Raw genomic sequence first — 26043 nt, 5'->3', positions numbered from 1 at the left:
CAGAGAGCACCGGTTCCTCGGTCCGTCCTCCTGTGCGGGGAGGGCGGAGGCTTGTGCGTTCACCCAGGGGGCACGGACGGTGTCGCGTACGTTCCGTCGTTCCGTGGTGCGAGTCGTTCCCTCGATTGTGGACTAGACCATTTGTGCCTGTCCATGAGCGGGACGAGGTTGTTGTGCATTGTTCACGGAGAACGGCCGCACCAGCCGAGCCGGAGGGCCCGCCGGTCGAGGGCCCCGGCGTTCGCCACGCTGCAGCCTAGCCCGCCCGGCTCAGCCACGGGGCCAGTTGGCCATGGCAATTTCCGCGAGCGCCTCCAGCTCCGCGCGGCTCGCACCGTCCCGGGCCTGCTGGGACATGCCCTGGATCATGGCGCCGACGTACCGGGCGAGCGCGCGGGTGTCGGTGCCGGCGGGCAGCTCGCCGGCGGCGACGGCCGCGTCCATGCGGCGCTCGAACGCGGCGATGGAGGCGTTGCGCCGCTCCCGCAGCGACTCCCCCACCTCCGGCGTGGTGCAGTTCGTCGCCGCGTGGACGACCAGGCAGCCGGGCGGGCGGCCCGGAGCCGTGTACTCGTACGCCGCCTCGCGCAGGGTCCGGGCGACGGCGGCCCGGGCGGTGGGCTCCTCGGCCAGCGCACGGGCACCGAAGGCCCCGTACCGCTCGCCGTAGTCGCGCACGACCTCGGCGAAGAGCGCCTGCTTGTCGCCGAAGGCCGCGTACAGACTCGGCGCGCCGATACCCATGGCACGGGTGAGGTCGGAGACGGACGTCGCCTCGTACCCGTGTTCCCAGAAGGCCAGGACGGCCTTCTCCAGCGCGGTCGCCCGGTCGAAGGAACGGGGGCGGCCGCGGCGCCCGGACGCCGGCGCACCGCTCGCGTCTCTCGTGACACCGGCGCCGACCTGCGTCTTCGCCTGCTTCTTCGTTTCCTGCTCGACCTCCATGGGTTGATTTTATAGCGAGCACTAGAGAAATGACAGCCGCGTGCTGTACGGTCTTTCTGTAGCGCTCGCTATGGAATGGCGGAGGGGATCGTTATGAGCACGGACAGGACCGGGACGACGGGCACCGGGGCGACGAGTGTGGGGGCGGCGAGCGGCGGCGCGGGTCCGCTCGCGGGCAGGACCGCGCTGGTCACCGGGGCGAGCAGGGGGATCGGTCGGGGCATCGCCGAGCGGCTGGGCCGGGACGGGGCGCGGGTCGCCGTGCACTACGCCAGCAACGAGGCGGCGGCGAAGGAGACGGTCGCCGCGATCGAGGCGGCGGGCGGCTCGGCGTTCACGGTCGGCGCGGAGCTGGGCCGCGGCGGCGGCGTCGAGGAGCTGTGGACGCGGTTCGACGAGCACGCGGACGGCCTGGACATCCTGGTGAACAACGCCGGCATCGGCATGTCCTCGCCCCTCGACCAGATCGGCGAGGAGGAGTTCGAGCGGGTCTTCGCGGTGAACGTGAAGGCGCCGTTCTTCCTCGTCCGGCACGGCCTGGACCGGCTGCGCGACGGCGGCCGGGTCATCAACATCTCCTCCGGCCTCGCCCGCACCGCCGTCATGCCTCACGCGATGGCGTACGCCATGACCAAGGGCGCGCTGGACGTCTTCACCCGGGATCTGTCGAAGGTGCTGGGCCCCCGCGGCATCACGGTCAACTCGGTCGCGCCGGGCATCATCGACACGGACTCCAACGCCGAGATGCTGCACGGGACGCCCGGCGGCTGGGAGAACGCGGCGGCGATATCGGCGCTCGGCCGGGTCGGGGAGCCGGCCGATGTGGCGGACGTGGTGGCGTTCCTGGCCTCGGACGCGGGACGGTGGGTGACGGGGAGCTGGATGGACGCGACGGGAGGTTCACTGACCTGACGGGGCACGTCGAGAGAGACCGATTCTGCTAGATTGGTCTAAACCACATGACCCCTCCTTACCGGGTCCGGTCCTCTTCTCGGCTCTCCTCAGATCGGCAGGCCCAGCGTGGAAGTTGTCATCGTTCCGGATGCCGCGGCCGGCGGCGAACTCATCGCCGAGGCCATGGCCCAGCTGCTGCGGCGCAAGCCCGACGCGCTGCTCGGCGTGGCCACGGGTTCGACTCCGCTGCCTGTCTACGAGGCGCTGGCGGCCAAGGTGCGTTCCGGTGCCGTGGACACCGCGCGGGCACGGATCGCCCAGCTCGACGAGTACGTGGGGCTGCCCGCCGACCACCCGGAGTCCTACCGCTCCGTGCTGCGGCGCGAGGTGCTGGAGCCGCTCGGGATCGGCATGGAGGCGTTCCTCGGGCCCGACGGCACCGCCGAGGACGTGCAGGCGGCCTGCGCGGCGTACGACAGGACGCTGACCGGGTCCGGCGGCGTGGACCTGCAACTGCTCGGCATCGGGACGGACGGGCACATCGGGTTCAACGAGCCGTGTTCCTCGCTGGCCTCGCGGACGCGGATCAAGACGTTGACCGAGCAGACCCGCGTGGACAACGCGCGCTTCTTCGACGGTGACGTCGATCAGGTGCCGCATCACGTCATCACCCAGGGCATCGGGACGATCCTGGAGGCACGGCACCTGGTGCTGCTGGCCACGGGCGAGGGCAAGGCGGACGCGGTCGCCGCGACCGTCGAGGGACCGGTCGCCGCGGTCTGCCCGGCCTCGGCCCTGCAGCTCCACCCGCACGCCACGGTGGTCGTCGACGAGGCCGCCGCCGCCAAGCTCAAGCTCGCCGACTACTTCCGCCACACCTACACCCACAAGCCGGAGTGGCAGGGCATCTAGCCCGGGAAACACGCGCACGCACACCAAAGGTGCCGGCCACCCCGGGGAGGGGGTGACCGGCACCTTTGGCGTTCCGGTGGGTCGCATGCGCCGTCCGGTGGGCGGCACCGGGTTGTCCGGTGGGTGGCCCTGGGGCGTCGGGGGGATGCCGCCGGTTCGTCCGGTGGCTACCGCCGTGCCGCCGTGCCGCCCGGTGGCCCCCGGCCTCCCCGGTGCCGCCCAGTTCCCGCCCGCGCGGCGGGGCCCACCGCTCCGGGGCCGGGCTCGCGGTGCGGTGGGCCGGGATCGGTGCTCCGCGATCGGCGGCGGCCCGAGACCGGTGGATCGGTAGCGGCGGACCAGTAGCGGTGAGCCGGTGGCAGTGGCCCCGGGCCAGTGAGCCCGCATCAGTCGGCCCGGGTCCACTGACCACGGGGTCGGTGGACCCGGATCAGTGGACCCTGGATTGGTGGGCCCGGATCAGTGGGCCCGGATCAGTGGGTCGGGCCCGGCGAAGCCGGTTCGACGGGGCACGCGCCCGCGATGGATTCCGCCGCCGCGCGGCCGCAGACGCGGGCCGCGCCGTGGGTGGCGAGGTGGAGGGCGCCTCGTGGGGGCGCCTGGGGGACGCCCATCTCGACGACGATGGTGTCGGGGCGGGCCGCGAGGAGGGTGTCGAGGGCGGACGCCATCCAGGGGTGGCGGTGCTCGTCGCGGACGACGGCCACCACGCGCCGGTCGCCGGCCGCGCGCAGGACCGCGGGTCCGGCGTCCTCGCCGGTGAAGCTGCCGGTCTGGGTGCCGGGCAGCAGGCGCAGCAGTTCGGCGGCCACGCCCCAGGGGGTCTCGTCGCCGACGGCGATGTTGGCCACCGGGGTGAGGGCGGCGACGTAGGGCGGTTCGGTGAGGGGGGTGAAGGTGTCCGCGACGGTGGCCCGCAGCGCGCGGCGGGCCGCCCGCAGCCCGACCTCGGGATCGGCGCCGTCCGCGGCCGGGGCGGCGGTCGTGGTCCAGCGGGTGAGGGCGCGGACGCGTGCGGCGGCGTCGGCCAGCCGTTCCTCGGGGAGTTCGCCGGAGCGGACGGCGGCGACCAGGGCGTCGCGCAGCCCGCGCACGGTCTCGTCGTCGGCGAGTCCGCCGCCCACGCAGATCGCGTCGGCACCGGCGGCGATGGCGAGGACGCTGCCGCGTTCGATGCCGTAGGTGTCGGCGATGGCCCGCATCTCCATGCCGTCGGTGACGATCAGGCCCTGGTAGCCCAGTTCGCCGCGCAGCAGTTCGGTCAGCACCCGGCGGGACAACGTTGCCGGGAGGTCCGCGTCCAGGGCCGGGACGAGGATGTGGGCGCTCATCACGGCCTTGCTGCCCGCCGCGATCGCCGCGCGGAAGGGAGCCAGTTCGCGGCCCTCCAGGACGTCGGTGTCCACGTCGATGCGGGGCAGCGCGTGGTGCGAGTCGACCGCGGTGTCGCCGTGTCCGGGGAAGTGCTTGGTGCAGGCGGCGACACCCGCGGACTGCAGGCCGGTGACGTAGGCGGCGGTGTGCCGGGCGACCAGATCGGTGGCGGCGCCGAAGGAGCGGACGCCGATGACGGGGTTGTCCGGGTTGGAGTTGACGTCGGCGGAGGGGGCCCAGTTGAAGTTCACCCCGCAGGCGGCGAGGCGCCGGCCCAGCTCGCGGGCGACGTCCTCGGTCAGTGCCGTGTCGTCCACCGCGCCCAGCGCGTGGTTGCCGGGGAAGCTGGAGCCGGTGCGCACCTCCAGGCGGGTGACGTCGCCGCCCTCCTCGTCGATGGCGACCAGGACGTCCTCGCGTTCCGCGCGCAGCTGGGCGGTCAGGGCGGCCAGTTGCTCGGGCGAGGCGATGTTGCGGCCGAACAGGCCGACGGAGGCCAGTCCCTCGCCCAGGCGCCGCAGCAGCCAGTCGGGGGCGGTGGTGCCGGTGAATCCGGGCTGGAGGACGGTCAGCGCGTCCCGCGTGAGCGTGTCGGTACCGCTGGCGAATGTCGTCATCGGGTGGCGTTATCCCTTCACGGCGCCCGCGGTCAGGCCCGCGGCCATCTTGCGCTGGACGAGGAGGAACAGAACGACGATCGGCACGGCCATCATGGTGGCGCCGGCCATCATCGGGGCGTACTCGGTGCCGTGCTTGGTGGTGAAGTTGCCGAGCCAGACGGTGGCGGTCTCGTGCTCCTGGCTCATCAGCATCAGGGCGTAGATGTACTCGTTCCACGCCTGGATGAAGCCGTAGACGGAGGTCGCGACCATGCCGGGGGCGAGCAGCGGGAAGACCACCCGGATGAACGCGCCGGTGCGGGAGCAGCCGTCGACCATGGCCGCCTCCTCCAGCTCCTTGGGGATGTTGGCGATGAAGCCGCGCAGCGTCCACACCGTGAAGGGGAGCACGAAGGTCAGGTAGGTGATGATCAGGCCGGTGAGCTTGTCGTACTGGCCGAGGTCGTTCAGCAGCAGGAAGATCGGGATGATCATGGCGACCAGCGGCACCATCTGCACCGCCAGGATGCCCACGATCACTATCTTGCGGCCCCGGAAGGCGAAGCGGGAGATGGCGAGCGCGGCCAGGGTGCCGACGATCATGCCGACCACCACGACGGTCAGCGACACGATCAGGCTGCGCCCGACCGGGCCCCAGAAGTCCGCGATGTCCAGCGCCCGCCGGAAGTTGTCCAGGGTGGCGCCGGTCGGCAGCAGGCTCGGGTCCGGGTCGATGGCGTCCTTGGCGGGCTTGAACGCCGTGTTGAGCATCCAGTAGAGGGGGAAGCCCAGCACGACGAAGACCAGCAGGCCGATCAGGTTCCAGCCGAGCTTCGAGGTCCGGCGGCGGCCCGCCGCGGGGGCGGTGGTGATCGAGCCGCTCATTCGACTTCTCCGATCTTCAGCATCTGACGCATGTAGACGGCGACCACGCCGAGCAGCAGCACCACGGTGATCAGGGCGATCGCCGAGCCCTGCGCGTAGTCGTTGACCTGGAAGGCGCGCTCGTAGGAGTAGGTGGTGAGGAGCTGGAACTCCTCTTCGGGGTGGCCGCCGCGCATGACGAGCACCTGCGGGAAGACGCCCATGTCCCAGATCACCGACAGGGTCGTGAGCATCACGATGACCGGCTTGAGGATCGGCAGGGTGACATGGCGGAAGACGCCCCAGGAGCCGGCGCCGTCCAGGCGCGCGGCCTCCTCCAGTTCCTTGGGCACCTGGGTCAGGCCGGCGCTGAGCGTGATGACGACGAAGGGCACGGCGCCCCACACCACCAGGAGCATGATCACCGCGAGGCCCTGGGTGCCGCTGGCGAACCAGTTGTGGCCGATCATCTCGACCCCGGGCAACTTGCTGAGCAGCGCGTTGAGGATGCCGTAGTCGGAGTCGAAGAGCCACTTGAAGACGGTGGTGGCCACGATGACGGGCATGCCCCAGCTGGCCACCAGGACGATGTTGATGAGGGTCTTCACCCAGCCGGAGACCCGTTGCTGGAGCAGGGCCAGCGCCATGCCGATCACCATGGTGAACACGACGCAGCCGACGGCGAAGATCACCGTGCGCAGCACGACGGCCCAGAAGTCACTGTCGCCGAGCACCTCGGCGAAGTTGTCGAAGCCGACCCAGTCGGCCGGCTGGAAGCCCCACAGCTGCGGCTGGCCGAACTTCTGGAAGGACAGGGTGACCAGCCGCACCAGCGGGTAGGCCATCACCACGGCCAGGATCAGCAGACAGGGCGCCAGCAGCAGCCAGGGGGTGGCCGCGCCGCCCGAGGTGCGTGGTCTGCGTGACGCTCGCGGAGCGGCCGGTGGCGGCGCCTGCCGCGGTGGCGGCACCTTGGCAGGGGTGGTCGTGTCTGCGGCACTCATCGCGCGCTCCTCAGCGGTCCCTCAGCTCGTACTCAGGTCGTACGAAGGCACAACCTCGTACTCAGGTCGTACGAAGGCAAAGCAAGGCATGGCCGTGCACGGCCGCACGGGGCCGGGGCCCCGCCGAACGGCCGTGCGAGAAGCAGGGCCCCGCCCGTCGGCAGGGCCCTGCGCTCAGGTCACTTGGTGTTGATGACCTTGTCGATCGCGGCGTCCGCCTCCTTGGCGGCGTCCTCGACCGACTTCTTGCCGGTGCCGATGTTCTGCAGCATGGTCTGCAGCACCTGGGCCTTCTCGACCTGGCCCCAGCCCGGCGCCATCGGGACGAACCAGCTGGACTCGGCCGCGATGGCCGGGACGGCGGTCTTCGGGTCGCTCTTCAGCGTGGCGAGGTCGGTCTTGTTGTTGGGCAGGTTGCCCTTGGCGATCAGACCCTTCTGGCCGGTGGAGCCGGTGAAGGCGTTGATCCACTCGGCGGCCAGGCCCTGCGCCTTGGACTTGACCGGGACGGCCAGGTCCGAACCGCCCAGGAAGACCGGCATGTTCTTGCCGGACGGGCCGGGCATCACGAAGCTCTCGATCTTGTCGGCCAGCTTGCCGACCTTGTCGTTCTTCGGGTCGGCGGCGGTCGCGCCCTCCCAGGCGGCGGCGAAGATCATGCCGGACTTGCCCTGGCCGTAGACGATCGGCCGGTCGGCCTCGTCCTTGGTCTTGTCGCCGTGCATGTACTTGTCGAGGACCGTCTTGTACTCGTTGAGGCCCTTGAGGGACTCCGGCGAGGACAGGGCGGCCTTCCACTGGCCGCCGTCCTCCTTGGCGATGGCGCCGCCGGCGTCGTAGACGTAGGACATGGCCGCGTACCAGTCACGGCTGGGCTGGTACCAGGCGCTGAACTTGTCGCCCTCCTTGGCCTGCACCTTGTCCAGGTCGGCGGTCAGCTCCTGGTAGGACTTCGGCGTCGCCTTCACACCGGCCGCGGTGAAGACGTCCTTGCGCCAGTTGGCGACCCGGCCGCCCGCGTAGTAGGGGACGCCGTAGGTCTTGCCCTCGTACGTCACCGACGCCTTGAGACCGTCGAGCCAGGCCGAGGAGTTGTCGAACTTCGACGCGTCCAGCGGGGCGAAGGCGCCCTTGACCATGTAGCCGAGCATCTCGGTGTTGCCCATCTCGACCACGTCGGGGGCCTTGTCGGTGGCGAGGACCGCGTCGAGCTTGGTGTTCTTGTCCGGCCAGCCGTAGTACTCGTGCTTGACCTTGAGACCCGGGTGCTTCTGGATCACCGCGTCGTCGGCCGCCTTGACCAGGTTCGGCCAGTTGTTCTGCGCGTCGACGGTGAGCCAGACGGTCAGCTCCTTGGCGTCGTCCGAGCCCCCGCCCTTGTTGTCACTACCGCACGCCGCGACGGAGACCATCATGCCCGCGATGCCGATCGCGGCTGCCAGCTTGCGCTTCACGCCACCCTCCTCAAGGGATGCCACAAACCCCCCTGCCTCCCCGCGGTTGAGTGACAGTGGAAGCGTCAGCGCATACCGCCCATGGGGCCGGGACCTGGACCAATGGTGTAGACCAGTACCGGGAGCTTGGCCCAGACCAATAGGGCTGTCAAGGGTGCGCAGAGCCGCTCAGGTGCTCCGTTATGGGACCGCGATATGCAGGGACCTTTCATTGCTCATGCGGTCAAACGGACGCCCGCACTCCACTGGACCACTCGCGGCCGACTCCCGCACACCGGACGCCTGTTCGTGTGGACCACAGGTTCCACGGCGGGGCTATGGACTAGACCAACGGGGGTCACGGCGGTATACAGAGGAGATCACGGAGCGTGCGGGGTGCCGTCCCGGCACATGAAGCCGTGCCACGATGTGAGCCGTGGCCGAGGGGATTCGGCCACTTCGGCACTGGAGCCGGGAAGGCGGAGCATGAGCACCGACGTCAGCAGTGCGGAGAACGAGGGTGGGGCGACCGTCCGTACCGCGCGCGTGCCCAAGTACTACCGTCTGAAGAAGCATCTGCTCGACATGACCCGGACCCAGGCACCCGGCACCCCGGTGCCGCCCGAGCGCACGCTCGCGGCCGAGTTCGACACCTCGCGCACCACCGTGCGCCAGGCGCTGCAGGAACTGGTGGTCGAGGGCCGGCTGGAACGCATCCAGGGCAAGGGCACCTTCGTCGCCAAGCCCAAGGTCTCCCAGGCGCTGCAACTCACCTCCTACACCGAGGACATGCGTGCCCAGGGCCTGGAGCCGACCTCGCAGCTGCTGGACATCGGTTACATCACCGCCGACGACCGGCTCGCCGACCTGCTCGACATCACGGCCGGCGGCCGCGTGCTGCGCATCGAGCGGCTGCGCATGGCCAACGGCGAGCCGATGGCCATCGAGACCACCCATCTGTCGGCCAAGCGCTTCCCGGCGCTGCGCCGCAGCCTGGTGAAGTACACCTCCCTCTACACCGCCCTGGCCGAGGTCTACGACGTCCATCTCGCCGAGGCCGAGGAGACCATCGAGACCTCGCTGGCCACCCCGCGCGAGGCGGGCCTGCTCGGCACCGACGTGGGCCTGCCGATGCTGCTGCTCTCCCGGCACTCGCTGGACCGCACGGGCCGGCCGGTGGAGTGGGTGCGCTCGGTGTACCGCGGCGACCGCTACAAGTTCGTCGCGCGCCTGAAGCGGCCGATGGACTGAAGGCGCCGCGCCTGCCAACCGACATACGGACGAGGGGTTCCGTCCGCCGCACGCCGTGACCTAGATTGCCTGCGCATTACACAGGTGATCAGCGAACGATCACGGTGCTCAGCGAGGGGACGGAGCCGGACATGTCGGATGAGGCGCCAGGAGGCGGCAGCGGGCTGGTGACACCCGTACGGGTGATCATCGCCCTCTGTCTCGTCGCACCGTTCGTGGCGATGCTGTGGGTCGGTTCCTACGCGAAGACCGATCCCGTGTTCATCGGCATCCCGTTCTTCTACTGGTACCAGATGCTGTGGGTGATCGTCTCCACGGCGCTGACCATGATCGCGTACCGGCTCTGGCAGCACGACCAGCGCGGCCGCGGCGGCGCCCGCACGTCCCCGAAGGGCGGTGCGGCCAAGTGAAGGACGGCGTCAACGGCGTCGCACTCGGCGTCTTCATCTTCTTCTTCCTGGCCGTCACGGTCTTGGGTTTCCTCGCCGCCCGCTGGCGCCGGGCCGAGAACGAGCACTCGCTGGACGAATGGGGCCTGGGCGGGCGGTCGTTCGGCACCTGGATCACCTGGTTCCTGCTCGGCGGCGACCTGTACACGGCGTACACCTTCGTCGCCGTGCCCGCCGCGATCTACGCGACCGGGGCGGCCGGCTTCTTCGCGGTGCCGTACACCATCCTCGTCTACCCGATGATCTTCACCTTCCTGCCGCGCCTGTGGTCGGTCTCGCACAAGCACGGGTACGTGACGACCTCGGACTTCGTGCGCGGCCGGTTCGGCTCCAAGGGGCTGTCGCTGGCGGTGGCGCTCACCGGCATCCTCGCGACCATGCCGTACATCGCGCTCCAGCTCGTCGGCATCCAGGCGGTGCTGGACGTGATGGGCGTCGGCGGCGGCGAGAACACCAACTGGTTCGTGAAGGACCTGCCGCTGCTGATCGCCTTCGGCGTGCTCGCGGCGTACACCTACTCGTCGGGGCTGCGCGCCCCGGCACTGATCGCGTTCGTGAAGGACGCGCTCATCTATCTCGTCATCGCGGTCGCGATCATCTACATCCCGATCAAGCTGGGCGGGTTCGACGACATCTTCGCGGCGGCGGGCGCCAAGTACAGCAAGGCGGGGGCGGGCGGCCTGGTGCCGGCCGCGGGCGGCCAGTGGACGTACGCCACCCTGGCGCTGGGCTCCGCGCTCGCGCTGTTCATGTATCCGCACTCGATCACCGCGACGCTCTCCTCGCGCAGCCGGGAGGTGATCCGCCGCAACACCACGATCCTGCCGCTGTACTCGCTGATGCTGGGCCTGCTGGCGCTGCTGGGCTTCATGGCGATCGCGGCGGGCGTGAAGGTGAAGAACGGGCAGCTGGCCATCCCGCAGCTGTTCGAGGACATGTTCCCGGACTGGTTCACGGGCATCGCCTTCGCGGCCATCGGCATCGGCGCGCTGGTGCCGGCGGCCATCATGTCGATCGCGGCGGCGAATCTGTTCACCCGCAACATCTACAAGGACTTCATCCGGCCCCAGGCCACGGCCGAGGAGGAGACCCGGGTCTCCAAGCTGGTGTCGCTGCTGGTGAAGGTGGGCGCGCTGGTCTTCGTGCTGACCATGGACAAGACGGTCGCCATCAATTTCCAGCTGCTGGGCGGCATCTGGATCCTGCAGACCTTCCCGGCACTGGTCGGCGGCCTGTTCACCCGCTGGTTCCACCGCTGGGCGCTGCTGGCCGGCTGGGCGGTCGGCATGGTCTACGGCACGGTCGCGGCCTACGGGGTCGCCTCGCCGACGCAGAAGCACTTCGGCGGCTCGGCCAAGGAGATCCCGGGCATCGGCGAGGTCGGCTACATCGGCATGACGGCGTTCGTGCTCAACGTGCTCGTCGCCGTGGTCCTGACCGTCGTCCTCAAGGCGCTCAAGGCCCCCGACGGCGTCGACGAGACCCGGCCGGAGGACTACACGGCGGACGCGGGCGACCCGGGCGTGTCGGCGGAGCTGCCGCCGGCCACGGCGGGCAGCTCGCACTAGGGCTGCCCGGCCACAGGCCGGGCCGTACGCGCGGGGGCGGGCCGGGCCGTATGCGCGGGAGCGGGCCGGGCCGTACGCCCGGGAGCGGGCCGCCGGGAGCACCCGGCGGCCCGTCGCCGTGCCCGGGACAGGCCCCGCCGGTGTCCGGCCGCTCACTCACGTGTGGGCACGCGTACACGCTCTGCAGTCGCCGCGACACTAGATATGGGGGTGGCTTTCTCACCCGGCACAAGATGTATGCTCATGCTCGCTGTCGCCGCAGGGGAATCCGGTGCGAATCCGGAACTGTCCCGCAACGGTGTACTCGTACACGTATACCCATTTCGTCGTGTACGGGCGTCAGTCCGAGGACCTGCCGACAGTGCGCCCGGCCGTCCGGTCCGGGTGCCTGACGTCCGGGCCTCGTGGAATGGGCCGGTGGGTGCGGCGCCGCGTGCGCTCGCGTGCCGCCGTCCGCCCTCGGCGAGGTCCCGTGCCGAGCGAGGGAGAGCCACACGTGACCATCGCGCCAGCCGCTCCGGTCTCAGTCGAAGCCCGCCTGGAGACCGACGGTCCGGGAGCCGCGCTGCTGCGGACCCTGACCGAGCTGACCGCCGACCTCCCCGACGCCGACCCCGGGCGGGTCGCCGCCGCGGCGCTGCGCGGCCGTTCGGCGCACGCCGACGAGGCGGAGCTGCGCGAGCTGGCCACCGAGGCCGCCGCCGGGCTCATCTCCGAGGACCCCGCCTACTCCCGGCTGGCGGCCAGGCTGCTGACCCTCACCATCCGCGCCGAGGCCGCCTCGCAGGGCGTCACCGCCTTCACCGAGTCCGTCGCCGTGGGCCACCGCGAGGGGCTGATCGCCGACCGGACCGACGCCTTCGTCCGGCTGCACGCCGCCCGCCTCGACGCGCTGGTGGACCCGGCCGCCGACGACCGCTTCGGCTACTTCGGCCTGCGCACCCTGCACAGCCGCTACCTGCTGCGGCACCCGATCACCCGCAAGGTGATCGAGACGCCCCAGGACTTCATGCTGCGGGTGGCCTGCGGTCTGGCCGAGGACGACAGCGCCCGGGCCGTCGACGAGGTCGCCGCGCTCTACGGGCTGATGAGCCGCCTGGACTACCTCCCCTCCTCCCCCACGCTCTTCAACTCCGGCACCCGCCACCCCCAGATGTCCTCCTGCTACCTGCTCGACTCCCCCAAGGACGAGCTGGACAGCATCTACGACCGCTACCACCAGGTGGCCCGGCTCTCCAAGCACGCCGGCGGCATCGGCATCGCCTACTCCCGCGTCCGCTCCCGCGGTTCGCTGATCCGCGGCACCAACGGGCACTCCAACGGCATCGTGCCGTTCCTGAAGACCCTGGACGCCTCGGTCGCCGCCGTGAACCAGGGCGGCCGGCGCAAGGGCGCGGCCGCCGTGTACCTGGAGACCTGGCACTCGGACATCGAGGAGTTCCTGGAGCTGCGGGACAACACCGGCGAGGACGCGCGCCGCACCCACAACCTCAACCTGGCGCACTGGATCCCGGACGAGTTCATGCGCCGGGTGAACACCGACGGCCCGTGGTCGCTGTTCTCCCCGGCGGACGTACCGGAGCTGGTGGACCTGTGGGGCGCTGAGTTCGACGCCGCCTACCGCCGGGCCGAGGCGGCCGGGCTGGCGAAGAAGACCCTGCCCGCCCGCGAGCTGTACGGCCGGATGATGCGCACCCTCGCGCAGACCGGCAACGGCTGGATGACCTTCAAGGACGCCGCCAACCGCACCGCCAACCAGACGGCCGAGCCGGGCCACGTCATCCACTCCTCCAACCTCTGCACGGAGATCCTGGAGGTCACCGACGACGGCGAGACCGCGGTCTGCAACCTGGGCTCGGTCAACCTCGGCGCGTTCGTGACCGGCGGGGACATCGACTGGGAGCGGCTGGACGAGACGGTCCGCACGGCCGTCACCTTCCTGGACCGCGTGGTCGACATCAACTTCTACCCGACCGAGCAGGCGGGCCGCTCCAACGCCCGCTGGCGCCCGGTGGGCCTGGGCGCGATGGGCCTGCAGGACGTCTTCTTCCAGCTGCGCCTGCCCTTCGACTCCCCCGAGGCGAAGGCCCTGTCCACGCGGATCGCCGAGCGCGTCATGCTCGCCGCCTACGAGGCCTCCACCGACCTCGCCGAGCGCCACGGGCCGCTGCCGGCCTGGGAGAAGACCCGCGCCGCCCGGGGCGTCCTGCACCCCGACCACTACGACGTCTCCCTCACCTGGCCCGAGCGGTGGGCCGCGCTGCGCGAGCGGATCGCCGCCGTCGGCATGCGCAACTCGCTGCTCCTGGCGATCGCGCCGACCGCCACCATCGCCTCCATCGCGGGCGTCTACGAGTGCATCGAGCCGCAGGTCTCCAACCTGTTCAAGCGCGAGACGCTGTCGGGTGAGTTCCTCCAGGTCAACTCCTACCTGGTGCGCGAGCTGAAGGCGCTCGGCGTGTGGGACGCCCGCACCCGGGAGGCGCTGCGCGAGGCCAACGGCTCGGTGCAGGGCTTCGCGTGGATCCCCGAGGAGGTGCGGGCGCTGTACCGCACGGCGTGGGAGATCCCGCAGCGCGGCCTGATCGACATGGCCGCCGCCCGCACCCCGTTCCTGGACCAGGCCCAGTCGCTGAACCTGTTCCTGGAGACACCGACCATCGGCAAGCTCTCCTCGATGTACTCCTACGCCTGGAAGCAGGGCCTGAAGACCACGTACTACCTGCGCTCGCGCCCGGCGACCCGGATCGCCCGCGCCGCCGGACGGGCCACCGTCCCCGCCCAGCAGCCGGCCCCCGAAGAGGCCGTCGCCTGCTCCCTGGAAAACCCCGAGTCCTGCGAGGCCTGCCAGTAATGACGACCAAGAACCTGCTCGACCCCGGCTTCGAGCTGACGCTGCGTCCCATGCGCTACCCGGACTTCTACGAGCGCTACCGGGACGCGATCAAGAACACCTGGCACGTCGAGGAGGTCGACCTCCACTCGGACGTCGCCGACCTCGCCAAGCTCAGCCCCGAGGAGCAGCACCTGATCGGCCGCCTGGTGGCCTTCTTCGCCACCGGTGACTCGATCGTCGCGAACAATCTGGTGCTGACGCTCTACAAGCACATCAACTCCCCCGAGGCGCGGCTGTACCTGTCCCGCCAGCTGTTCGAGGAGGCCGTGCACGTCCAGTTCTATCTGACGCTGCTCGACACCTACCTGCCCGACCCGGAGGACCGCGCGGCGGCCTTCGCGGCCGTGGAGAACATCCCCTCCATCCGGGAGAAGGCCGAGTTCTGCTTCACCTGGATGGACTCGGTCGAGCAGCTCGACCGGCTGGAGTCGCAGGCCGACCGCCGCCGCTTCCTGCTCAACCTGATCTGCTTCGCCGCGTGCATCGAGGGCCTGTTCTTCTACGGGGCCTTCGCCTACGTCTACTGGTTCCGCAGCCGCGGCCTGCTGCACGGCCTGGCCACCGGCACCAACTGGGTGTTCCGCGACGAGACGATGCACATGTCGTTCGCCTTCGACGTGGTGGACACCGTCCGCAAGGAGGAGCCGGACCTCTTCGACGACCAGCTGGAGCAGCAGGTCAAGGACATGCTGCGGGGGGCCGTCGAGGCCGAGCTGCAGTTCGCGCGCGACCTGTGCGGTGACGGCCTCCCGGGGATGAACACCGACTCGATGCGCCAGTACCTGGAGTGCGTGGCCGATCAGCGGCTGACCCGGCTCGGTTTCGCTCCGGTGTACGGCTCGGAGAACCCCTTCTCCTTCATGGAGCTGCAGGGGGTTCAGGAGTTGACCAACTTCTTCGAGCGGCGTCCGTCGGCGTACCAGGTGGCGGTGGAGGGCACCGTCGACCTGGACGAGGACTTCTGAGCCTCCTTGCGTTCCAGGGCCTCACGGGTCTCCTGGTCCGCGCGCTCCCGCCGCGCCCGGCCGATCTGGCGGTCGATGCGCCGGTCGCGCACGACGCCGAGCGCCGAGGGGAGCGCCATCAGGACCAGGAGCCCGAAGGTCGCCAGCATGCCGATCAGTCCTTGAATCTGGTCTGCGTTCATGCACACCACTGTCGCGCCGGACACTCCTGACCGGGAGTGGCAGGACTGCCGTAGGGCCTCGAATTCCTGCCACTTGTGCGGCACACTGGCGGCATGCTGCAGAACGTGGCGGCCGTCCTGCTGGACGGCGTGCACCCTTTCGAGCTGGGCGTGGTCTGCGAGGTCTTCGGGATCGACCGCAGCGACGACGGACTGCCGCGGTACGACTTCGCGGTGGTCTCGGCGGAGGGCCCGGCGCTGAGCACCCATGTCGGCGGGCTGACGGTCAGCACGCCCTACGGGCTCGACCGGCTCGACGAGGCGGACCTGATCGCCGTCCCGGCCGGTGACGGCTTCGCCGGCCGGTCCTACCCGCCCGCCCTCCTGGCCGCGCTGCGGCGGGCCGTGGACCGGGGCGCGCGGGTGCTGAGCGTGTGCTCGGGGGTGTTCGTGCTGGGCGCCGCCGGGCTGCTGGACGGGCGGCGCTGCGCGGTCCACTGGCACCACGCGGCCGAGCTGCGGCGGCAGTACCCGCGCGCGACGGTCGAGCCGGACGTGCTCTACGTCGACGAGGACCCGGTGATCACCTCGGCGGGCACGGCCGCCGGCATCGACGCCTGTCTGCACATCGTGCGCAAGGAGCAGGGGCCGGAGGTCGCCAACAAGATCGCCCGGCGGATGGTGGTGCCGCCGCACCGGGACGGCGGGCAGGCCCAGTACATCGAGCGGCCGCTGCCCAGGTCCCGGTGCGACACCGTGGGCGAGGTGCTGGTGTGGATGGAGCAGCACCTCGACGAGGAGGTCACCGTCGAGCAGCTCGCCGCCCGCGCCCACATGTCGCCGCGCACCTTCGCCCGCCGCTTCCAGCAGGAGACGGGCACGACCCCCTACCGGTGGGTCCTGCGCCAGCGGGTGCTGCTGGCGCAGCGCCTGCTGGAGGGGACCGACGAGACGATGGACGCGATCGCGGACCGGGCCGGGTTCGGGACGGCGGCGGCGCTGCGGCACCAGTTCGTACGGGCGCTGGGCACCACCCCGCACGCCTACCGGCGCGCGTTCAGGGGCCCGCAGGCCGCCTGAACGCGCGGGGCACGGCCCGGGCGCCGGGCCGGCGCCGGGTCAGCGGGGCAGCGCCCGCAGCAGCAGCCGGCGCGGGCGCAGCGTGATCCCGATCCGGGGCCGGGGGTCGGAGCCGGGCGCCTGCTCGAAGCGGTAGGCGTCCGCGATCGCGGCGGTGAGCAGGGTGAGTTCGGCCATCGAGAAGTGGTCGCTGGGGCACTTGCGGTTGCCCACGCTGAACGGGCTCATCGCGTGCTTGGGGACCTCCTTGGCCCGCTCCGGCAGCCAGCGCCCGGGGTCGAACTCCTCGTGCCGGTCGTAGGAGCGGTGGTCGCGCTGGATGGCGTAGGGGCTGTAGATGACGTCCGCGCCGGCCGGGATGCGGTAGCCGCCCAGCTCGGTCTCCGCCACCGTGCGCCGGGTCAGAATCCACACGGCGGGATAGAGGCGCATTGTCTCGACGACCACATGGGCGGTGAACGTCAGTTTTCGGACGTCCTCGAATGCGACCGGCCGGTCCCCCACCGCGGTTTTCACCTCGTCGCGGATCCGGTCGCCGAGATCCGGGTGCTCGGTGAGAACGAGAAGGATCGACATGATCATGGACCCGACGGTTTCACTGCCCGGGGTGAGGATCGCGATCACCTGATCGTGGATCTCCTGCTCCCCAATGGGCTCGCCATTCTCGTCCTTCGCGTCCAGCAAAGCCGTCAGCAAATCGTCCGGTTTTTGACCGCTTTCCCTTCGGTCGGCGACGATCTCGTCGACCAGGAGATGCAAATCGGCCAATGCGCGGTTGAATTCACGGTTGGCCGGTACGGGTATGCGGTAAAGCGGTCCGAGGGGGACGACCATGCGCTGGTACATACCGCTGAACAGGGTGGCGAGCGCCGCGCAGATGCGGTCGGCGCGGGCGTCCATGTAGCTGCCGCGCATCAGGCACCGGGCGGCGACGCGGACGGCCACCCGGAAGGACTCCGCCGTGACGTCGAGGACCTGCCCCGAGCGCCAGCGCCCGACGAGCGCGTGCGCCTCCTCGGTCATGATGGGCCCGTACTCGGGGAGCACGTCGAGCCGGAAGGCGGGCTGGATGGTGCGCCGCTGGCGGCGGTGGAGCGGGCCGTTGGCGGTGGCCACGCCTTCCTTGCCGAGCAGGCTCTCCAGGGACTCCCACAGCGGGCCGGCGATGATGTAGTCGGGGCTGAGCGCCAGGGCCCCGGTGAGGTCGGGCGCGGTGACGGCGTACACCGTCTTGGGGCCGAGGCGCAGCCGCACCACGTCGCCGTGGTCGCGCAGCCCGCTCAGGAAGGCCAGCGGATCGCGGGCCAGTTTCAGGCCGTGTCCCAGGAGCGGGACGGCGCCGCCGGCCACCGGCGGTTCACCCGGCGCGCCGGCTGCCGGCCGCGCCTCGGGCTTGACGGACTCGACGGTCATTTCTCACCTGCCGCTTCGTTGTTGACGTACGGGGGCGTGGACCGGTCGTCCCAGCTGTCGACCATATAGCGGCCGGACTCGTGGTGGAACCAGTAGACGGAACTGAACCAGTTGCGCATATTGCCGACGCAGGCCCGCACGGCGGCCGAGAGTTCTTTTCCGCACACCGTCCCGTCCGCGAGACCGTCCGCGAACCGTAATGCCTCGTGCTCCATGGCCAGGAATTCGGTGATGCATTCCTCGACGCGTCGGCGGATTTCCTTTATCGCCGCCTCAAGGGTCAGTCCTTCGTGTGTGACGAGACTTATCCCGAGATTGTGCACCTCGTCGCCCGCGATTTCCTTGGGCAGTGAGCACAGGTCGTTGTACCAGGCGGCGAATTCCTGGCTGAGCAGGGCCGGGCGCCGGTACGCCGGGTTCCCGCGGACGGCGTCCGGGAGTTCGCGGCCCGCGCTCGGCTCGAGGAGGTCGGTCCAGATCCAGTGCGCGAAGGTGAGCCGGCGCAGGGAGAGGTACTCCGCGACCGTCGGCACGATGTGCTCGCTGCGGTTGTGGAACTCCCGGTCGTACGCCTCGATCACCGCGTGGAAGTGCCGGGCGAAGCGGGCGTTCCAGGTGGCCGGCAGGAACGAGAACAGCCTGAGCACGCTGTCGGCGAACCCGGCGACCAGCGGGTCCGGGTGGTGCAGATGGTCGCGCGGTGAGTCGAGCGCCAGGTGCAGCGCGCCGCGCAGCCGGCGCCAGGCGACGGTCCGGCCGTGGACGATGTCCCGGTCGTGCCGGTCGTCCCAGACGAAGAACCACGCGCTGTAGTCCGCGATCGCCTGGAGGACCTCGTCGGGGGCGCCGAGGTAGTACCCCGCCATGAGGTCGGTGTAGCGCAGCCGGTCGGCGTGCTCCTCCACCGTGTCCGCGGACATGAGCCGCTTTTCCAGCAGCCAGGTGCGGGTGTTCTCCTGGAGCGCGGGCCAATAGGCGTGCAGTTGCCTGGGGAACGCGGTCTCGATCACCGGGAGAGCGAGTGACGGTGGCACTGCGACCGCTGTCGATGTCGGTGTGGTGCTGTATGGGAAAGCTGGCACGAACAACCCCTCTCAGCCGCCGTGGCGTCCGCCGCTTCCGCTGTGCCGACGCACGCCGTCACACATCCCCGTACTCCCATTCAGCACCACAACTGACCGATTTGGGAACGGATTTGGTGTACTCGCCACCCGGGATGCCGAGAATATCCCCTTGTGTGACTGATTATGGTTCAACAGAGACGCACAAAGGATCGATTATGTGCGGGACCGCGGGGGGCCGAGGGGGACACACGTACGGCGCCCGACCGGTCGTGCGGTCGGGCGCCGTGTGCGCGCGGGCTCTGGCGAGGGGCTCAGCCGTTGGCCACCACGGGGTAGCGCGGTTCGTTCTCGGCCATCTGCCGCAGCGCGTCCTTGCGCTCGCGCTTGGAGAGCCGGTCGATGTACAGGGAGCCGTACAGGTGGTCGGTCTCGTGCTGCAAACAGCGTGCGAAGTAGCCGGTGCCGCGCACCTTGACCGGGTTGCCCCGCTCGTCGTGGCCCCTCACCTCGGCGTAGTCGGGGCGGGCCAGCGGCGCGTACGCGCTCGGCACGGACAGACAGCCCTCGTTGCTGTCGTCCAGGCGGCGCCGGTCCGCCGGGAGTTCGACGACCCGGGGGTTGCAGACCACGCCGACGTGCCGGACGCCCTCGTCGTCCATGCAGTCGTAGACGAAGACCTTCAGGTCGACGCCGATCTGGTTGGCGGCCAGGCCCACGCCCTCGGCCGTGCGCTGGCTGGCGAACATGTCCGCGACCAGCTGCCGCAGTTCGTCGCCGAACTCGGTGACGTCCTTGCACTCCTTGTGCAGCACCGGGTTGCCGACGACCGTGATCGGCCGCGAGGTGCCGCGCTCACGCCAGGCCGTCTCGCGCTCCTCGCAGTCCCCCGTGTCCACGACATAGCCCTCGTCGTCGACGGGGAGCACGCCCGTGTGCTGCTGATCGGTGTCCTGCTGCGCCATGACCGACGTATGCCTTCCTGACAAGAACGGGAGGATGGATGCCTGATACAGGGTACGGGGGCCGCGGACGCCCGGCGGCCTCAGCAGACCTCTTCCAGGTCACGCCAGTCCCGGGAGTCCGGGCTGTCCGCGACCCATCCGTCCAGCAGCCCGCGCACCAGCGAGGCCGGCGCGGCCACCCCGCACTCCCGCTCCGGCACCCACAGCTGCCCGTCGGTGCGGTGGCCCAGCGGCCCGGGGTGCCCCGGCTCACTGTGGTCGTGCGGGTCCAGGTGGACGCCGTCGCCCTCGTCGGACGGCATCCGCGACTCCGAGCAGGTCCGGCACAGCAGCCGCACGGAGGACGACCAGTCCTCGGCGGCGAAGCCCGCGTCGGCGGCCAGCTGCTCCAGGGCGTCCCGGTCGGCCTCGGTGGCGGCCTCCAGGAGGACCACCCAGGTGGGCACGGGCGAGGGCGCCCACAGTTCGATCTCGTCGAAGACCGGGAAGCTGTGCCCGTCCGCGGTGGTCCGCTCGCCGTGCGGCACGCCGTCGTGCAGCACGACCTCGCCCCAGCGCCGCCCGGAGGACGGCAGCGGGATGGACAGCACCTCGATCCGGGCCGGGTCCAGACGCCGGCCCCAGACCACCTCGGCCTCGCCCTCCGGCGACAGCCGCACGGCCGCGCTGCCCAGCTCCATGCCGGCCGGCTCGCCCGCGGCGGCCACCCCGCCGGGCACCTTGAGGCCGTACGCCTGCCAGGCCCGCCGGGCCAGCGGCCAGTCCTGCAGGGCGGTGGCCGCGATGCCGACGTTCCACCAGTCGGGCGCCCCGGTCTCCTTCTCCAGCAGGGCCACCGCCCGCAGGCCCGCCGCTCTGGCCTGCTCCCAGTCGTGCCGGAACTTGTGCAGCAGGGCCAGGTTGAACCAGGACTCCGCCAGCCAGGGTTCCAGATCGGCCGCGCGTGTCAGCAGCGCGCCCGCGTCCTCGTACCGGCCGTCGCCGATCAGGGTGAACGCACGGTCGGTGGCCTGCCGCCAGGAGGCGGAGGGCCGGTGCCGTCCCTTGCCGAAGATCCTCACGATTCCCGCCTGCCAGTTCCGATGTGTGGGCTGGCTCTGCCCCCGGACACCCTTTCCTTGGCATCCAACCACGTACGGCTTCGAGGCCGCTCATTACCCATGGGTTACCCCGGGACGGGCGGCGTCAGACAGTCCCGTGACAGCACTCTGGCCAGTGCTTCGACCACATCGGGCGCGTAGTGGCCCGCGCCGGCCAGGCGCAGTTCCTCCAGTGCCCGCAGCCCGCCGCCGGGGCCGGCGTCGCGGGCCTTCTCCTCGTAGGCGTTCACGGCCCGTACGATCCGCGCGGGCAGCGGCTGCTCCGGGCAGGGGTCGGCCTGCCGTTCGACCACGACGGCGACCTCCCGGTCCACCCCGGTCTGCCGGACCACCGCGCCGCCCAGCAGCGCGATCCGCCGCTGCTCGGCCGCCGGCAGGCCGGACGTCGCCCCCGCGGGCACCGGGTCCACCAGGCTGAGCTGCCCGATGTCGTGCATGAGGGCCGCGTGCTCCAGCACGGTCAGCTCCGGTTCCCGCAGGCCCAGGTCCCGGCCCACGGCCCGGCTGAGCGCGGCCACCCGGCGGGCGTGCCCGGCCGGTGTGTACCCGGCGACCTCGGTGGCCCGGGCCAGCGAGGCGATGGTCTGCCGGTAGGTGGCCCGCACCGCCGCGTACCGCCGCAGGGACAGCTGGGCGAGCAGCAGCGGCACCGCGAGGACGGGCAGCGCCCACAGCCCGACGGCGGCCACCGCGAGGGCCATCACCGCGCCGGTCGCGCACACCGCCGGGCCGATGCCGAGCAGGCCCCGCAGTTCCTCGCGCAGCAGCGGGCCGAACGGCCACCGGGTGCGGCTGTGCGCCGGGGCGGCGGCGAGCACGGCCCCGCACAGCGCGGTGAGCACCAGCAGGGCGAGCAGCAGCAGGGCGTGGGCGGGACCGTCCCAGGCCCGGAACACGCCCCGGTTGTACAACGGCTGAAAACAGACGGCGGCGAAGAGCACGGTGAGGACCCGGCGGGCCAGGTGGTCGCGGGTGGGGCCGCGCCCGCGCGCGATGTGCGGCACGCTGCCGAGCAGGCAGGCGGCGAGCACCACGGCGACCACCTGGCAGACGCCGTGGTGGCTGGGCAGGCCCGCGACCTCGCCGAGCAGGGCGTACGACAGCGCGCCGGCGGCCCCGAGCGGAGCGGCCTCGCCGGTGCCTGGACCGGGGCCGAGCCCGAGGCCGAGGCCGAGGCCGGTTCCGGGAGCCGCCGCCCCGGCACCGGTCCCAGACCCGTACCCGGCCCCGAATCCGGACCCGTACTCGGTCCCGAATCCGGACCTGTACCCGGCCCGGGCCCCGGTGCCGGTCGCGGTGTCGGTCACGGACCAGCGCGTCAGTTCCCCGAACAGGATCAGCGCCCCGAAGGCGAGGGCGGTCCCGGGGTCCCGCAGTCCGGTGCGCGCGGTGACCGCCAGGGAGACCAGGCCGGCCAGGGCCGCGCAGCCGCGGATGAGCGCCGTCGGGTCCGGCCGCCTCATCTGCGCGCCTCCCGGCGGCCGGGCGGGGACGCCGGGGCGCCCGGGCCGGGCGCGGGCCGCGGCCCGGGCGGCGGCGTGCCGTCGTCGGCGGTGACCGCGGGGTGCCAGCCGTGCCGGTCCAGGGCGAGGGCCAGGGCCGTGACCACCCGCGGGTCGAACTGCGTCCCGGCGCAGCGCTCCAGCTCCGCCAGCGCGGCGCCCACGGGCCGGGAGCGCCGGTAGGAGCGGGTGGAGGTCATCGCGTCGAACGCGTCGGCGACGGCCACCACGCGGGCGCACTCGGGGATCTGACCGCCGGCCAGGCCGTAGGGGTAGCCGGACCCGTCGAGCCGTTCGTGGTGGTGCAGGATCGCGGAGCGGGCCTCGCCGAGGAAGGAGATCCCGCGCACCATCTCGTGGCCGTACTCGGGGTGCAGCTCGATCACGGCGCGTTCCTCGGGCGTGAGCGGGCCGTCCTTGCGCAGCAGCCGGGTGGGGACGCCGAGTTTGCCGACGTCGTGCAGGATGCCGGCGAAGCGCAGCACCTCGACGCGTTCCTCGTCCATGCCCAGTTCGCGCGCGATGAGCACACTGGCCTGCCCGACCCGTTCGCTGTGGCCGCGGGTGTACCCGTCCTTGATGTCGACGGCCTGCACCAGGGCCCGGATGGTGGCCCGGTGGGCGGCCCGCTCGCGGTGGTACTGCGCGTACGCCCACCAGGACACGCACATCGGCAGCAGCACGAGCAGCGCGGCGACCGGGCCGTACGGGCTGCGCCAGAGCACGGCCATCATCAGCCCGGCGAGGCCGTGCACGGCGATGGGCGCCAGCGAGCGGGTGCAGCGCTCCCGGCGGGCCCGGCGGGCGGGGGCCCGCCGGGAGCGCGGCACGCGCGGGGCTTCGGCGGCGAGCGCGCGGAAGCCGGCATCCAGCGCCGCCAGCACCAGGCAGAACGCCGCCACGGCGGCCCCGGCGGGCACCAGGGCGTAGGGGAAGTCGGAGCCGACGACGGCGTCCCGGCCGCCCAGTGCCCAGTGCGTGCGGGCCGCCGCCCACACGGCGAGGGCGAGCCGGGCCGCCCGCCAGGTCCGGCGCGCCGCCTCGGGCGGCTGCCCGGCCCGGGTGAGCAGGGCGCCGGGCAGCGGGACCAGGGCGGCGGCGGGGGCCGGCAGCAGGAACGCCGCGGCGAGCAGCACGGGGTAGAAGGGGCCGGCGGACCAGCGCCGGGCCGGCTGCTCGCAGCAGGCGTAGACCGCGGCGAGCAGGACGACCGCCCACCAGGGCGTGCGGGCGAGGGTCAGGGGCAGCGGCAGCAGGCAGAGCAGGGCGCCGAGGACGGCACAGGCCAGGTACGCCCGGATCCGCGGCGGCACCGCCTCCATGGACGCCCCTCCCCGCTCATGCCGGTCCACGGCCGGAGCCTAGGGTCTGTCTGACCATCCCGCCCGCCGCGCGACGCCATGCACGCTCCCCCAAGCTCTTCGAGCAGGGGCCCCCAGAGCACGCACCTGACGCCGCGCGGCCGCCCTCCGGCGACGACGGGAATGGTCAGACAGACCCTAGGACGCGCGGGGGAGTCCGCGGCCCGATAAGCCGCGGATTAGCACGTACGGGTGAAACTGGTTCGCCGGGGGCGCGGTCGCCCGAGCCGGTCAGGAGACGGCCGGGAGGCGGTCAGGACTCCTGGGAGGTCACCGGGAGGCGGTCAGGACTCCTGGGAGGTCACCGGCTCCGCGGTCACGTCGCGGTCGGAGACGGGCTGGCCGGAGCGGATCAGCTCGATCCGGCCCATGACCTTGGCCCGCAGGTCCGCGGGCACGTCGTCATGCCCGCAGCACCGCTTGACCAGCTTCTTCACGGCCTGCTCCAGGCCGTACTTCTCCAGGCAGGGCGAGCATTCCTCGAAGTGGTGCTCGAACTTGGTGCGATCGACGTCCGGCATCTCACTGTCGAGGAACTCGTACAGGTGGTCGAGCACCTCACCGCAGTCCGTCTCGTGCGGCTCTCCGCAGCTCATGAGCCCGAACCTTTCGCTTCGTTCGACTCTCCGGCGCCGGCCGGGACCAGCCCGCGGTCACGGGCGTAGTCCTCCAGCATGCCGCGCAGCTGACGGCGGCCCCGGTGCAGCCGGGACATCACCGTACCGATGGGTGTCCCCATGATGTCCGCGATCTCCTTGTACGCAAAGCCCTCCACGTCCGCGAGATACACGGCGATGCGGAACTCCTCGGGGATCGCCTGGAGCGCTTCCTTCACGTCCGAGTCGGGCAGGTGGTCGAGCGCCTGCGACTCCGCGGAGCGCAGACCGGTCGACATGTGCGACTCGGCGCGGGCGAGCTGCCAGTCCTCGATCTCCTCCGCGGCGCTGCGCTGGGGCTCGCGCTGCTTCTTGCGGTAGGAGTTGATGAAGGTGTTGGTGAGGATGCGGTACAGCCACGCCTTGAGGTTGGTGCCCTCGCGGAACTGGTGGAAGGACGCGTACGCCTTGGCGTAGGTCTCCTGCACCAGGTCCTCGGCGTCGGCCGGGTTGCGCGTCATGCGCAGGGCGGCCGAGTACATCTGGTCGAGGAATTCGAGCGCGTCCCGCTCGAAGCGCGCGCTGCGTTCGGCGGTCGACTCCGCGCCCGTGCCCCGGCCCTCGGGCAGCTCCGCCTGGCCGTTGTCGGTCCCTGCGTCGGTACCGGGAACCGGACCCACCTCCTCAAGCGACGTCGCGGGACCGAGAGCGGTCCCACTCGTTTCGGAGGATAGACGACGATCCGGTCCGCCCGCCGCCCGAATAGGGGCGGTCCTGGCCGCGTGCAGCACCGACCAGTCCAGGTCGGCGCGAGCGCGGCTCGGGCAGATGGTCGAACCCATGCGGCGGACTCCCTCTCTCACGACGGCGGTGCCGGTGACCGGCACTTCTGTCCGGCTCAACAGCACCGGCAGGCCCGGCATTCCCGGCCGTCAGGCGAGTGACCCGGACGACACGAGCCACCGGGCGACGCCCTCGGTGAGGGTGTCCAGGGCCTGTTCCTGGGTGGTCGCGGCCCGCTTGGGCACGGCGAAGCCGTGGTCGCCGTACGGGACGGCGACCAGCTCGTAGGGGCCCTCGGGGAACTCCTCCGGCCTGCCGAACGGATCGTTGCCGCCCTGGACGACCAGGGTGGGCACGCCGGTGCCGAGCAGCTCGGCGGCGCGCGACTTCTCCGGCTTGCCGGGCGGGTGCAGCGGGAAGCTCAGGGCGAGAACGGCGTGCGCGCCCAGCTCGGCGGCGGTGCGGCAGGCCACCCGCGCGCCCGCGCTGCGCCCGGCGGCCACGACCGGCAGGCCGGGCGCGGTCAGCGCGGGCCAGATCCCGCGCCAGCCGGTGTCCAGCGTCCTCGGCGCGGGCGCCACCTTCTTGCCGGCCATCCGCCAGGGCTGCTCCACCAGGGCGACGCTCACGCCCTGCCCGGGCAGGGTGCGGGCCAGGGCCCGCAGGTCCCGGGCCTCGATGCCGCCCCCGGCGCCGTGGCCGGCCGCGAGCACCAGGCGGGCGTCCGCGGCCCGGTACCAGGTGACGCGGGCCTCACCCGCCGCCGTCCCGACTGTCTCGGCCGCCCCGACTGTCTCGGCCGTCTCGGCCGCCCCGGCTGTCCCGGCCGCCCCGGCTGTCCCGGCTGTCCCGGCTGTCTCGTTCACG

23 protein-coding genes and 1 riboswitch are annotated in these 26043 nt (G+C 71.6%); of the genes, 8 read left to right on the top strand and 15 right to left on the bottom strand.

The window, feature by feature from the left end; translation table 11 throughout:
* Positions 1-270: 270 nt before the first annotated feature.
* On the bottom strand, positions 271-945 hold the full coding sequence (locus ABZ858_RS16050) for a TetR/AcrR family transcriptional regulator (protein ID WP_361377608.1): 675 nt from the start codon (positions 943-945) through the stop codon (positions 271-273).
* A gap of 93 nt (positions 946-1038) precedes the next feature.
* On the opposite strand from ABZ858_RS16050, the gene ABZ858_RS16045 reads away from it, so the two are divergent.
* Together ABZ858_RS16045 and nagB are read left to right on the top strand one after the other, a co-directional pair.
* Positions 1039-1857 (top strand): SDR family oxidoreductase, encoded by an 819-nt coding sequence (locus tag ABZ858_RS16045; protein ID WP_361377605.1) that lies wholly within the window; start codon positions 1039-1041, stop codon positions 1855-1857.
* Positions 1858-1965: 108 nt separating this feature from the next.
* The gene (gene nagB / locus ABZ858_RS16040; protein ID WP_361377602.1) at positions 1966-2751 is read left to right on the top strand and encodes a glucosamine-6-phosphate deaminase; all 786 of its coding nucleotides are present in this window, start codon (positions 1966-1968) and stop codon (positions 2749-2751) included.
* Positions 2752-3224: 473 nt separating this feature from the next.
* Here the strand turns inward: nagB and ABZ858_RS16035 are convergent, their stop codons facing one another.
* The 4 genes from ABZ858_RS16035 to ABZ858_RS16020 all read right to left on the bottom strand — a co-directional run bounded on the left by ABZ858_RS16035 (position 3225) and on the right by ABZ858_RS16020 (position 8046).
* Positions 3225-4742, bottom strand: coding sequence for a glycoside hydrolase family 3 protein (locus ABZ858_RS16035; protein ID WP_361377599.1), 1518 nt, complete (start codon positions 4740-4742; stop codon positions 3225-3227).
* A gap of 9 nt (positions 4743-4751) precedes the next feature.
* On the bottom strand, positions 4752-5609 hold the full coding sequence (locus ABZ858_RS16030) for a carbohydrate ABC transporter permease (RefSeq protein ID WP_361377596.1): 858 nt from the start codon (positions 5607-5609) through the stop codon (positions 4752-4754).
* The gene (locus ABZ858_RS16025) at positions 5606-6592 is read right to left on the bottom strand and encodes a sugar ABC transporter permease (RefSeq protein ID WP_361377593.1); all 987 of its coding nucleotides are present in this window, start codon (positions 6590-6592) and stop codon (positions 5606-5608) included. The genes ABZ858_RS16030 and ABZ858_RS16025 overlap by 4 nt, the downstream gene beginning before the upstream one ends.
* Positions 6593-6771: 179 nt before the next feature.
* On the bottom strand, positions 6772-8046 hold the full coding sequence (locus tag ABZ858_RS16020) for an extracellular solute-binding protein (RefSeq protein WP_361377590.1): 1275 nt from the start codon (positions 8044-8046) through the stop codon (positions 6772-6774).
* Positions 8047-8511: 465 nt separating this feature from the next.
* Between ABZ858_RS16020 and ABZ858_RS16015 the strand changes: the two genes are divergently transcribed.
* The 5 genes from ABZ858_RS16015 to ABZ858_RS15995 all read left to right on the top strand — a co-directional run bounded on the left by ABZ858_RS16015 (position 8512) and on the right by ABZ858_RS15995 (position 15154).
* Positions 8512-9276 carry a GntR family transcriptional regulator gene (locus ABZ858_RS16015; RefSeq protein ID WP_361377587.1) on the top strand — a complete coding sequence of 255 codons (765 nt, stop codon included), beginning with the start codon at positions 8512-8514 and terminating at the stop codon, positions 9274-9276.
* A gap of 131 nt (positions 9277-9407) precedes the next feature.
* A complete protein-coding gene (locus tag ABZ858_RS16010) occupies positions 9408-9686 on the top strand; it encodes a DUF3311 domain-containing protein (RefSeq protein ID WP_361377584.1) in 279 nt (92 codons plus the stop codon).
* The gene (gene mctP / locus ABZ858_RS16005; protein ID WP_361377581.1) at positions 9683-11293 is read left to right on the top strand and encodes a monocarboxylate uptake permease MctP; all 1611 of its coding nucleotides are present in this window, start codon (positions 9683-9685) and stop codon (positions 11291-11293) included. The genes ABZ858_RS16010 and mctP overlap by 4 nt, the downstream gene beginning before the upstream one ends.
* 262 nt (positions 11294-11555) lie before the next feature.
* A riboswitch (cobalamin riboswitch) is annotated at positions 11556-11646 on the top strand.
* Positions 11647-11789: 143 nt separating this feature from the next.
* Positions 11790-14147 carry a ribonucleoside-diphosphate reductase subunit alpha gene (locus ABZ858_RS16000; protein ID WP_361377578.1) on the top strand — a complete coding sequence of 786 codons (2358 nt, stop codon included), beginning with the start codon at positions 11790-11792 and terminating at the stop codon, positions 14145-14147.
* A complete protein-coding gene (locus ABZ858_RS15995; RefSeq protein WP_361377575.1) occupies positions 14147-15154 on the top strand; it encodes a ribonucleotide-diphosphate reductase subunit beta in 1008 nt (335 codons plus the stop codon). The genes ABZ858_RS16000 and ABZ858_RS15995 overlap by 1 nt, the downstream gene beginning before the upstream one ends.
* Here the strand turns inward: ABZ858_RS15995 and ABZ858_RS15990 are convergent.
* Positions 15067-15336 (bottom strand): hypothetical protein, encoded by a 270-nt coding sequence (locus tag ABZ858_RS15990; RefSeq protein ID WP_361377572.1) that lies wholly within the window; start codon positions 15334-15336, stop codon positions 15067-15069. The genes ABZ858_RS15995 and ABZ858_RS15990 overlap by 88 nt on opposite strands.
* Before the next feature lie 93 nt (positions 15337-15429).
* Between ABZ858_RS15990 and ABZ858_RS15985 the strand changes: the two genes are divergently transcribed.
* Positions 15430-16395 carry a helix-turn-helix domain-containing protein gene (locus tag ABZ858_RS15985; protein WP_361377569.1) on the top strand — a complete coding sequence of 322 codons (966 nt, stop codon included), beginning with the start codon at positions 15430-15432 and terminating at the stop codon, positions 16393-16395.
* Positions 16396-16434: 39 nt separating this feature from the next.
* Here ABZ858_RS15985 and ABZ858_RS15980 read toward each other — a convergent pair whose 3' ends face one another.
* The 9 genes from ABZ858_RS15980 to ABZ858_RS15940 form a co-directional block, all read right to left on the bottom strand.
* Positions 16435-17808, bottom strand: coding sequence for a cytochrome P450 (locus ABZ858_RS15980; RefSeq protein WP_361377566.1), 1374 nt, complete (start codon positions 17806-17808; stop codon positions 16435-16437).
* Positions 17805-18890, bottom strand: coding sequence for an epi-isozizaene synthase (gene cyc1 / locus ABZ858_RS15975; RefSeq protein WP_361377563.1), 1086 nt, complete (start codon positions 18888-18890; stop codon positions 17805-17807). Before cyc1 ends, ABZ858_RS15980 begins: the two co-directional genes overlap by 4 nt.
* A gap of 293 nt (positions 18891-19183) precedes the next feature.
* Positions 19184-19834, bottom strand: a complete 651-nt coding sequence (def, locus tag ABZ858_RS15970) for a peptide deformylase (protein WP_361377560.1) — start codon at positions 19832-19834, stop codon at positions 19184-19186.
* Between the two features lie 80 nt (positions 19835-19914).
* Positions 19915-20895 (bottom strand): hypothetical protein, encoded by a 981-nt coding sequence (locus ABZ858_RS15965; RefSeq protein WP_361377557.1) that lies wholly within the window; start codon positions 20893-20895, stop codon positions 19915-19917.
* Between the two features lie 104 nt (positions 20896-20999).
* A complete protein-coding gene (locus ABZ858_RS15960) occupies positions 21000-22397 on the bottom strand; it encodes an HD domain-containing protein (RefSeq protein WP_361377554.1) in 1398 nt (465 codons plus the stop codon).
* Positions 22394-23758 (bottom strand): HD-GYP domain-containing protein, encoded by a 1365-nt coding sequence (locus ABZ858_RS15955; RefSeq protein ID WP_361378017.1) that lies wholly within the window; start codon positions 23756-23758, stop codon positions 22394-22396. Before ABZ858_RS15955 ends, ABZ858_RS15960 begins: the two co-directional genes overlap by 4 nt.
* A gap of 323 nt (positions 23759-24081) precedes the next feature.
* Positions 24082-24393: a mycothiol system anti-sigma-R factor gene (gene rsrA / locus ABZ858_RS15950; protein ID WP_361377551.1), complete on the bottom strand. Its 312-nt coding sequence runs from the start codon at positions 24391-24393 to the stop codon at positions 24082-24084.
* Positions 24390-25073 (bottom strand): RNA polymerase sigma factor SigR, encoded by a 684-nt coding sequence (gene sigR / locus ABZ858_RS15945; RefSeq protein ID WP_361377548.1) that lies wholly within the window; start codon positions 25071-25073, stop codon positions 24390-24392. Before sigR ends, rsrA begins: the two co-directional genes overlap by 4 nt.
* Before the next feature lie 252 nt (positions 25074-25325).
* Entirely contained in the window at positions 25326-26042 is a 717-nt protein-coding gene (locus ABZ858_RS15940) for an alpha/beta family hydrolase (RefSeq protein ID WP_361377545.1), read from the bottom strand.
* Between the last annotated feature and the right edge of the window lies 1 nt (position 26043).

The organism is Streptomyces sp. NPDC047017, from assembly GCF_040644175.1.
In the GTDB taxonomy this organism is placed as follows: Bacteria; Actinomycetota; Actinomycetes; order Streptomycetales; family Streptomycetaceae; genus Streptomyces.
Note: the sequence above shows the minus strand (reverse complement) of the source record. Positions and strands in the feature narration are given on the sequence as shown.

Bases quoted from the DNA above. Each gene is read 5' to 3' on its own strand.
- ABZ858_RS15990 (WP_361377572.1), bottom strand. From the start codon at position 15,336: ATGAACGCAGACCAGATTCAAGGACTGATCGGCATGCTGGCGACCTTC.
- rsrA (WP_361377551.1), bottom strand. From the start codon at position 24,393: ATGAGCTGCGGAGAGCCGCACGAGACGGACTGCGGTGAGGTGCTCGAC.
- ABZ858_RS16010 (WP_361377584.1), top strand. From the start codon at position 9,408: ATGTCGGATGAGGCGCCAGGAGGCGGCAGCGGGCTGGTGACACCCGTA.
- ABZ858_RS15980 (WP_361377566.1), bottom strand. From the start codon at position 17,808: ATGACCGTCGAGTCCGTCAAGCCCGAGGCGCGGCCGGCAGCCGGCGCG.
- ABZ858_RS15955 (WP_361378017.1), bottom strand. From the start codon at position 23,758: ATGGAGGCGGTGCCGCCGCGGATCCGGGCGTACCTGGCCTGTGCCGTC.
- ABZ858_RS16035 (WP_361377599.1), bottom strand. From the start codon at position 4,742: ATGACGACATTCGCCAGCGGTACCGACACGCTCACGCGGGACGCGCTG.
- ABZ858_RS15960 (WP_361377554.1), bottom strand. From the start codon at position 22,397: ATGAGGCGGCCGGACCCGACGGCGCTCATCCGCGGCTGCGCGGCCCTG.
- ABZ858_RS15995 (WP_361377575.1), top strand. From the start codon at position 14,147: ATGACGACCAAGAACCTGCTCGACCCCGGCTTCGAGCTGACGCTGCGT.
- ABZ858_RS15985 (WP_361377569.1), top strand. From the start codon at position 15,430: ATGCTGCAGAACGTGGCGGCCGTCCTGCTGGACGGCGTGCACCCTTTC.
- ABZ858_RS16015 (WP_361377587.1), top strand. From the start codon at position 8,512: ATGAGCACCGACGTCAGCAGTGCGGAGAACGAGGGTGGGGCGACCGTC.
- ABZ858_RS16045 (WP_361377605.1), top strand. From the start codon at position 1,039: ATGAGCACGGACAGGACCGGGACGACGGGCACCGGGGCGACGAGTGTG.
- def (WP_361377560.1), bottom strand. From the start codon at position 19,834: ATGGCGCAGCAGGACACCGATCAGCAGCACACGGGCGTGCTCCCCGTC.
- ABZ858_RS16050 (WP_361377608.1), bottom strand. From the start codon at position 945: ATGGAGGTCGAGCAGGAAACGAAGAAGCAGGCGAAGACGCAGGTCGGC.
- ABZ858_RS16030 (WP_361377596.1), bottom strand. From the start codon at position 5,609: ATGAGCGGCTCGATCACCACCGCCCCCGCGGCGGGCCGCCGCCGGACC.
- ABZ858_RS16025 (WP_361377593.1), bottom strand. From the start codon at position 6,592: ATGAGTGCCGCAGACACGACCACCCCTGCCAAGGTGCCGCCACCGCGG.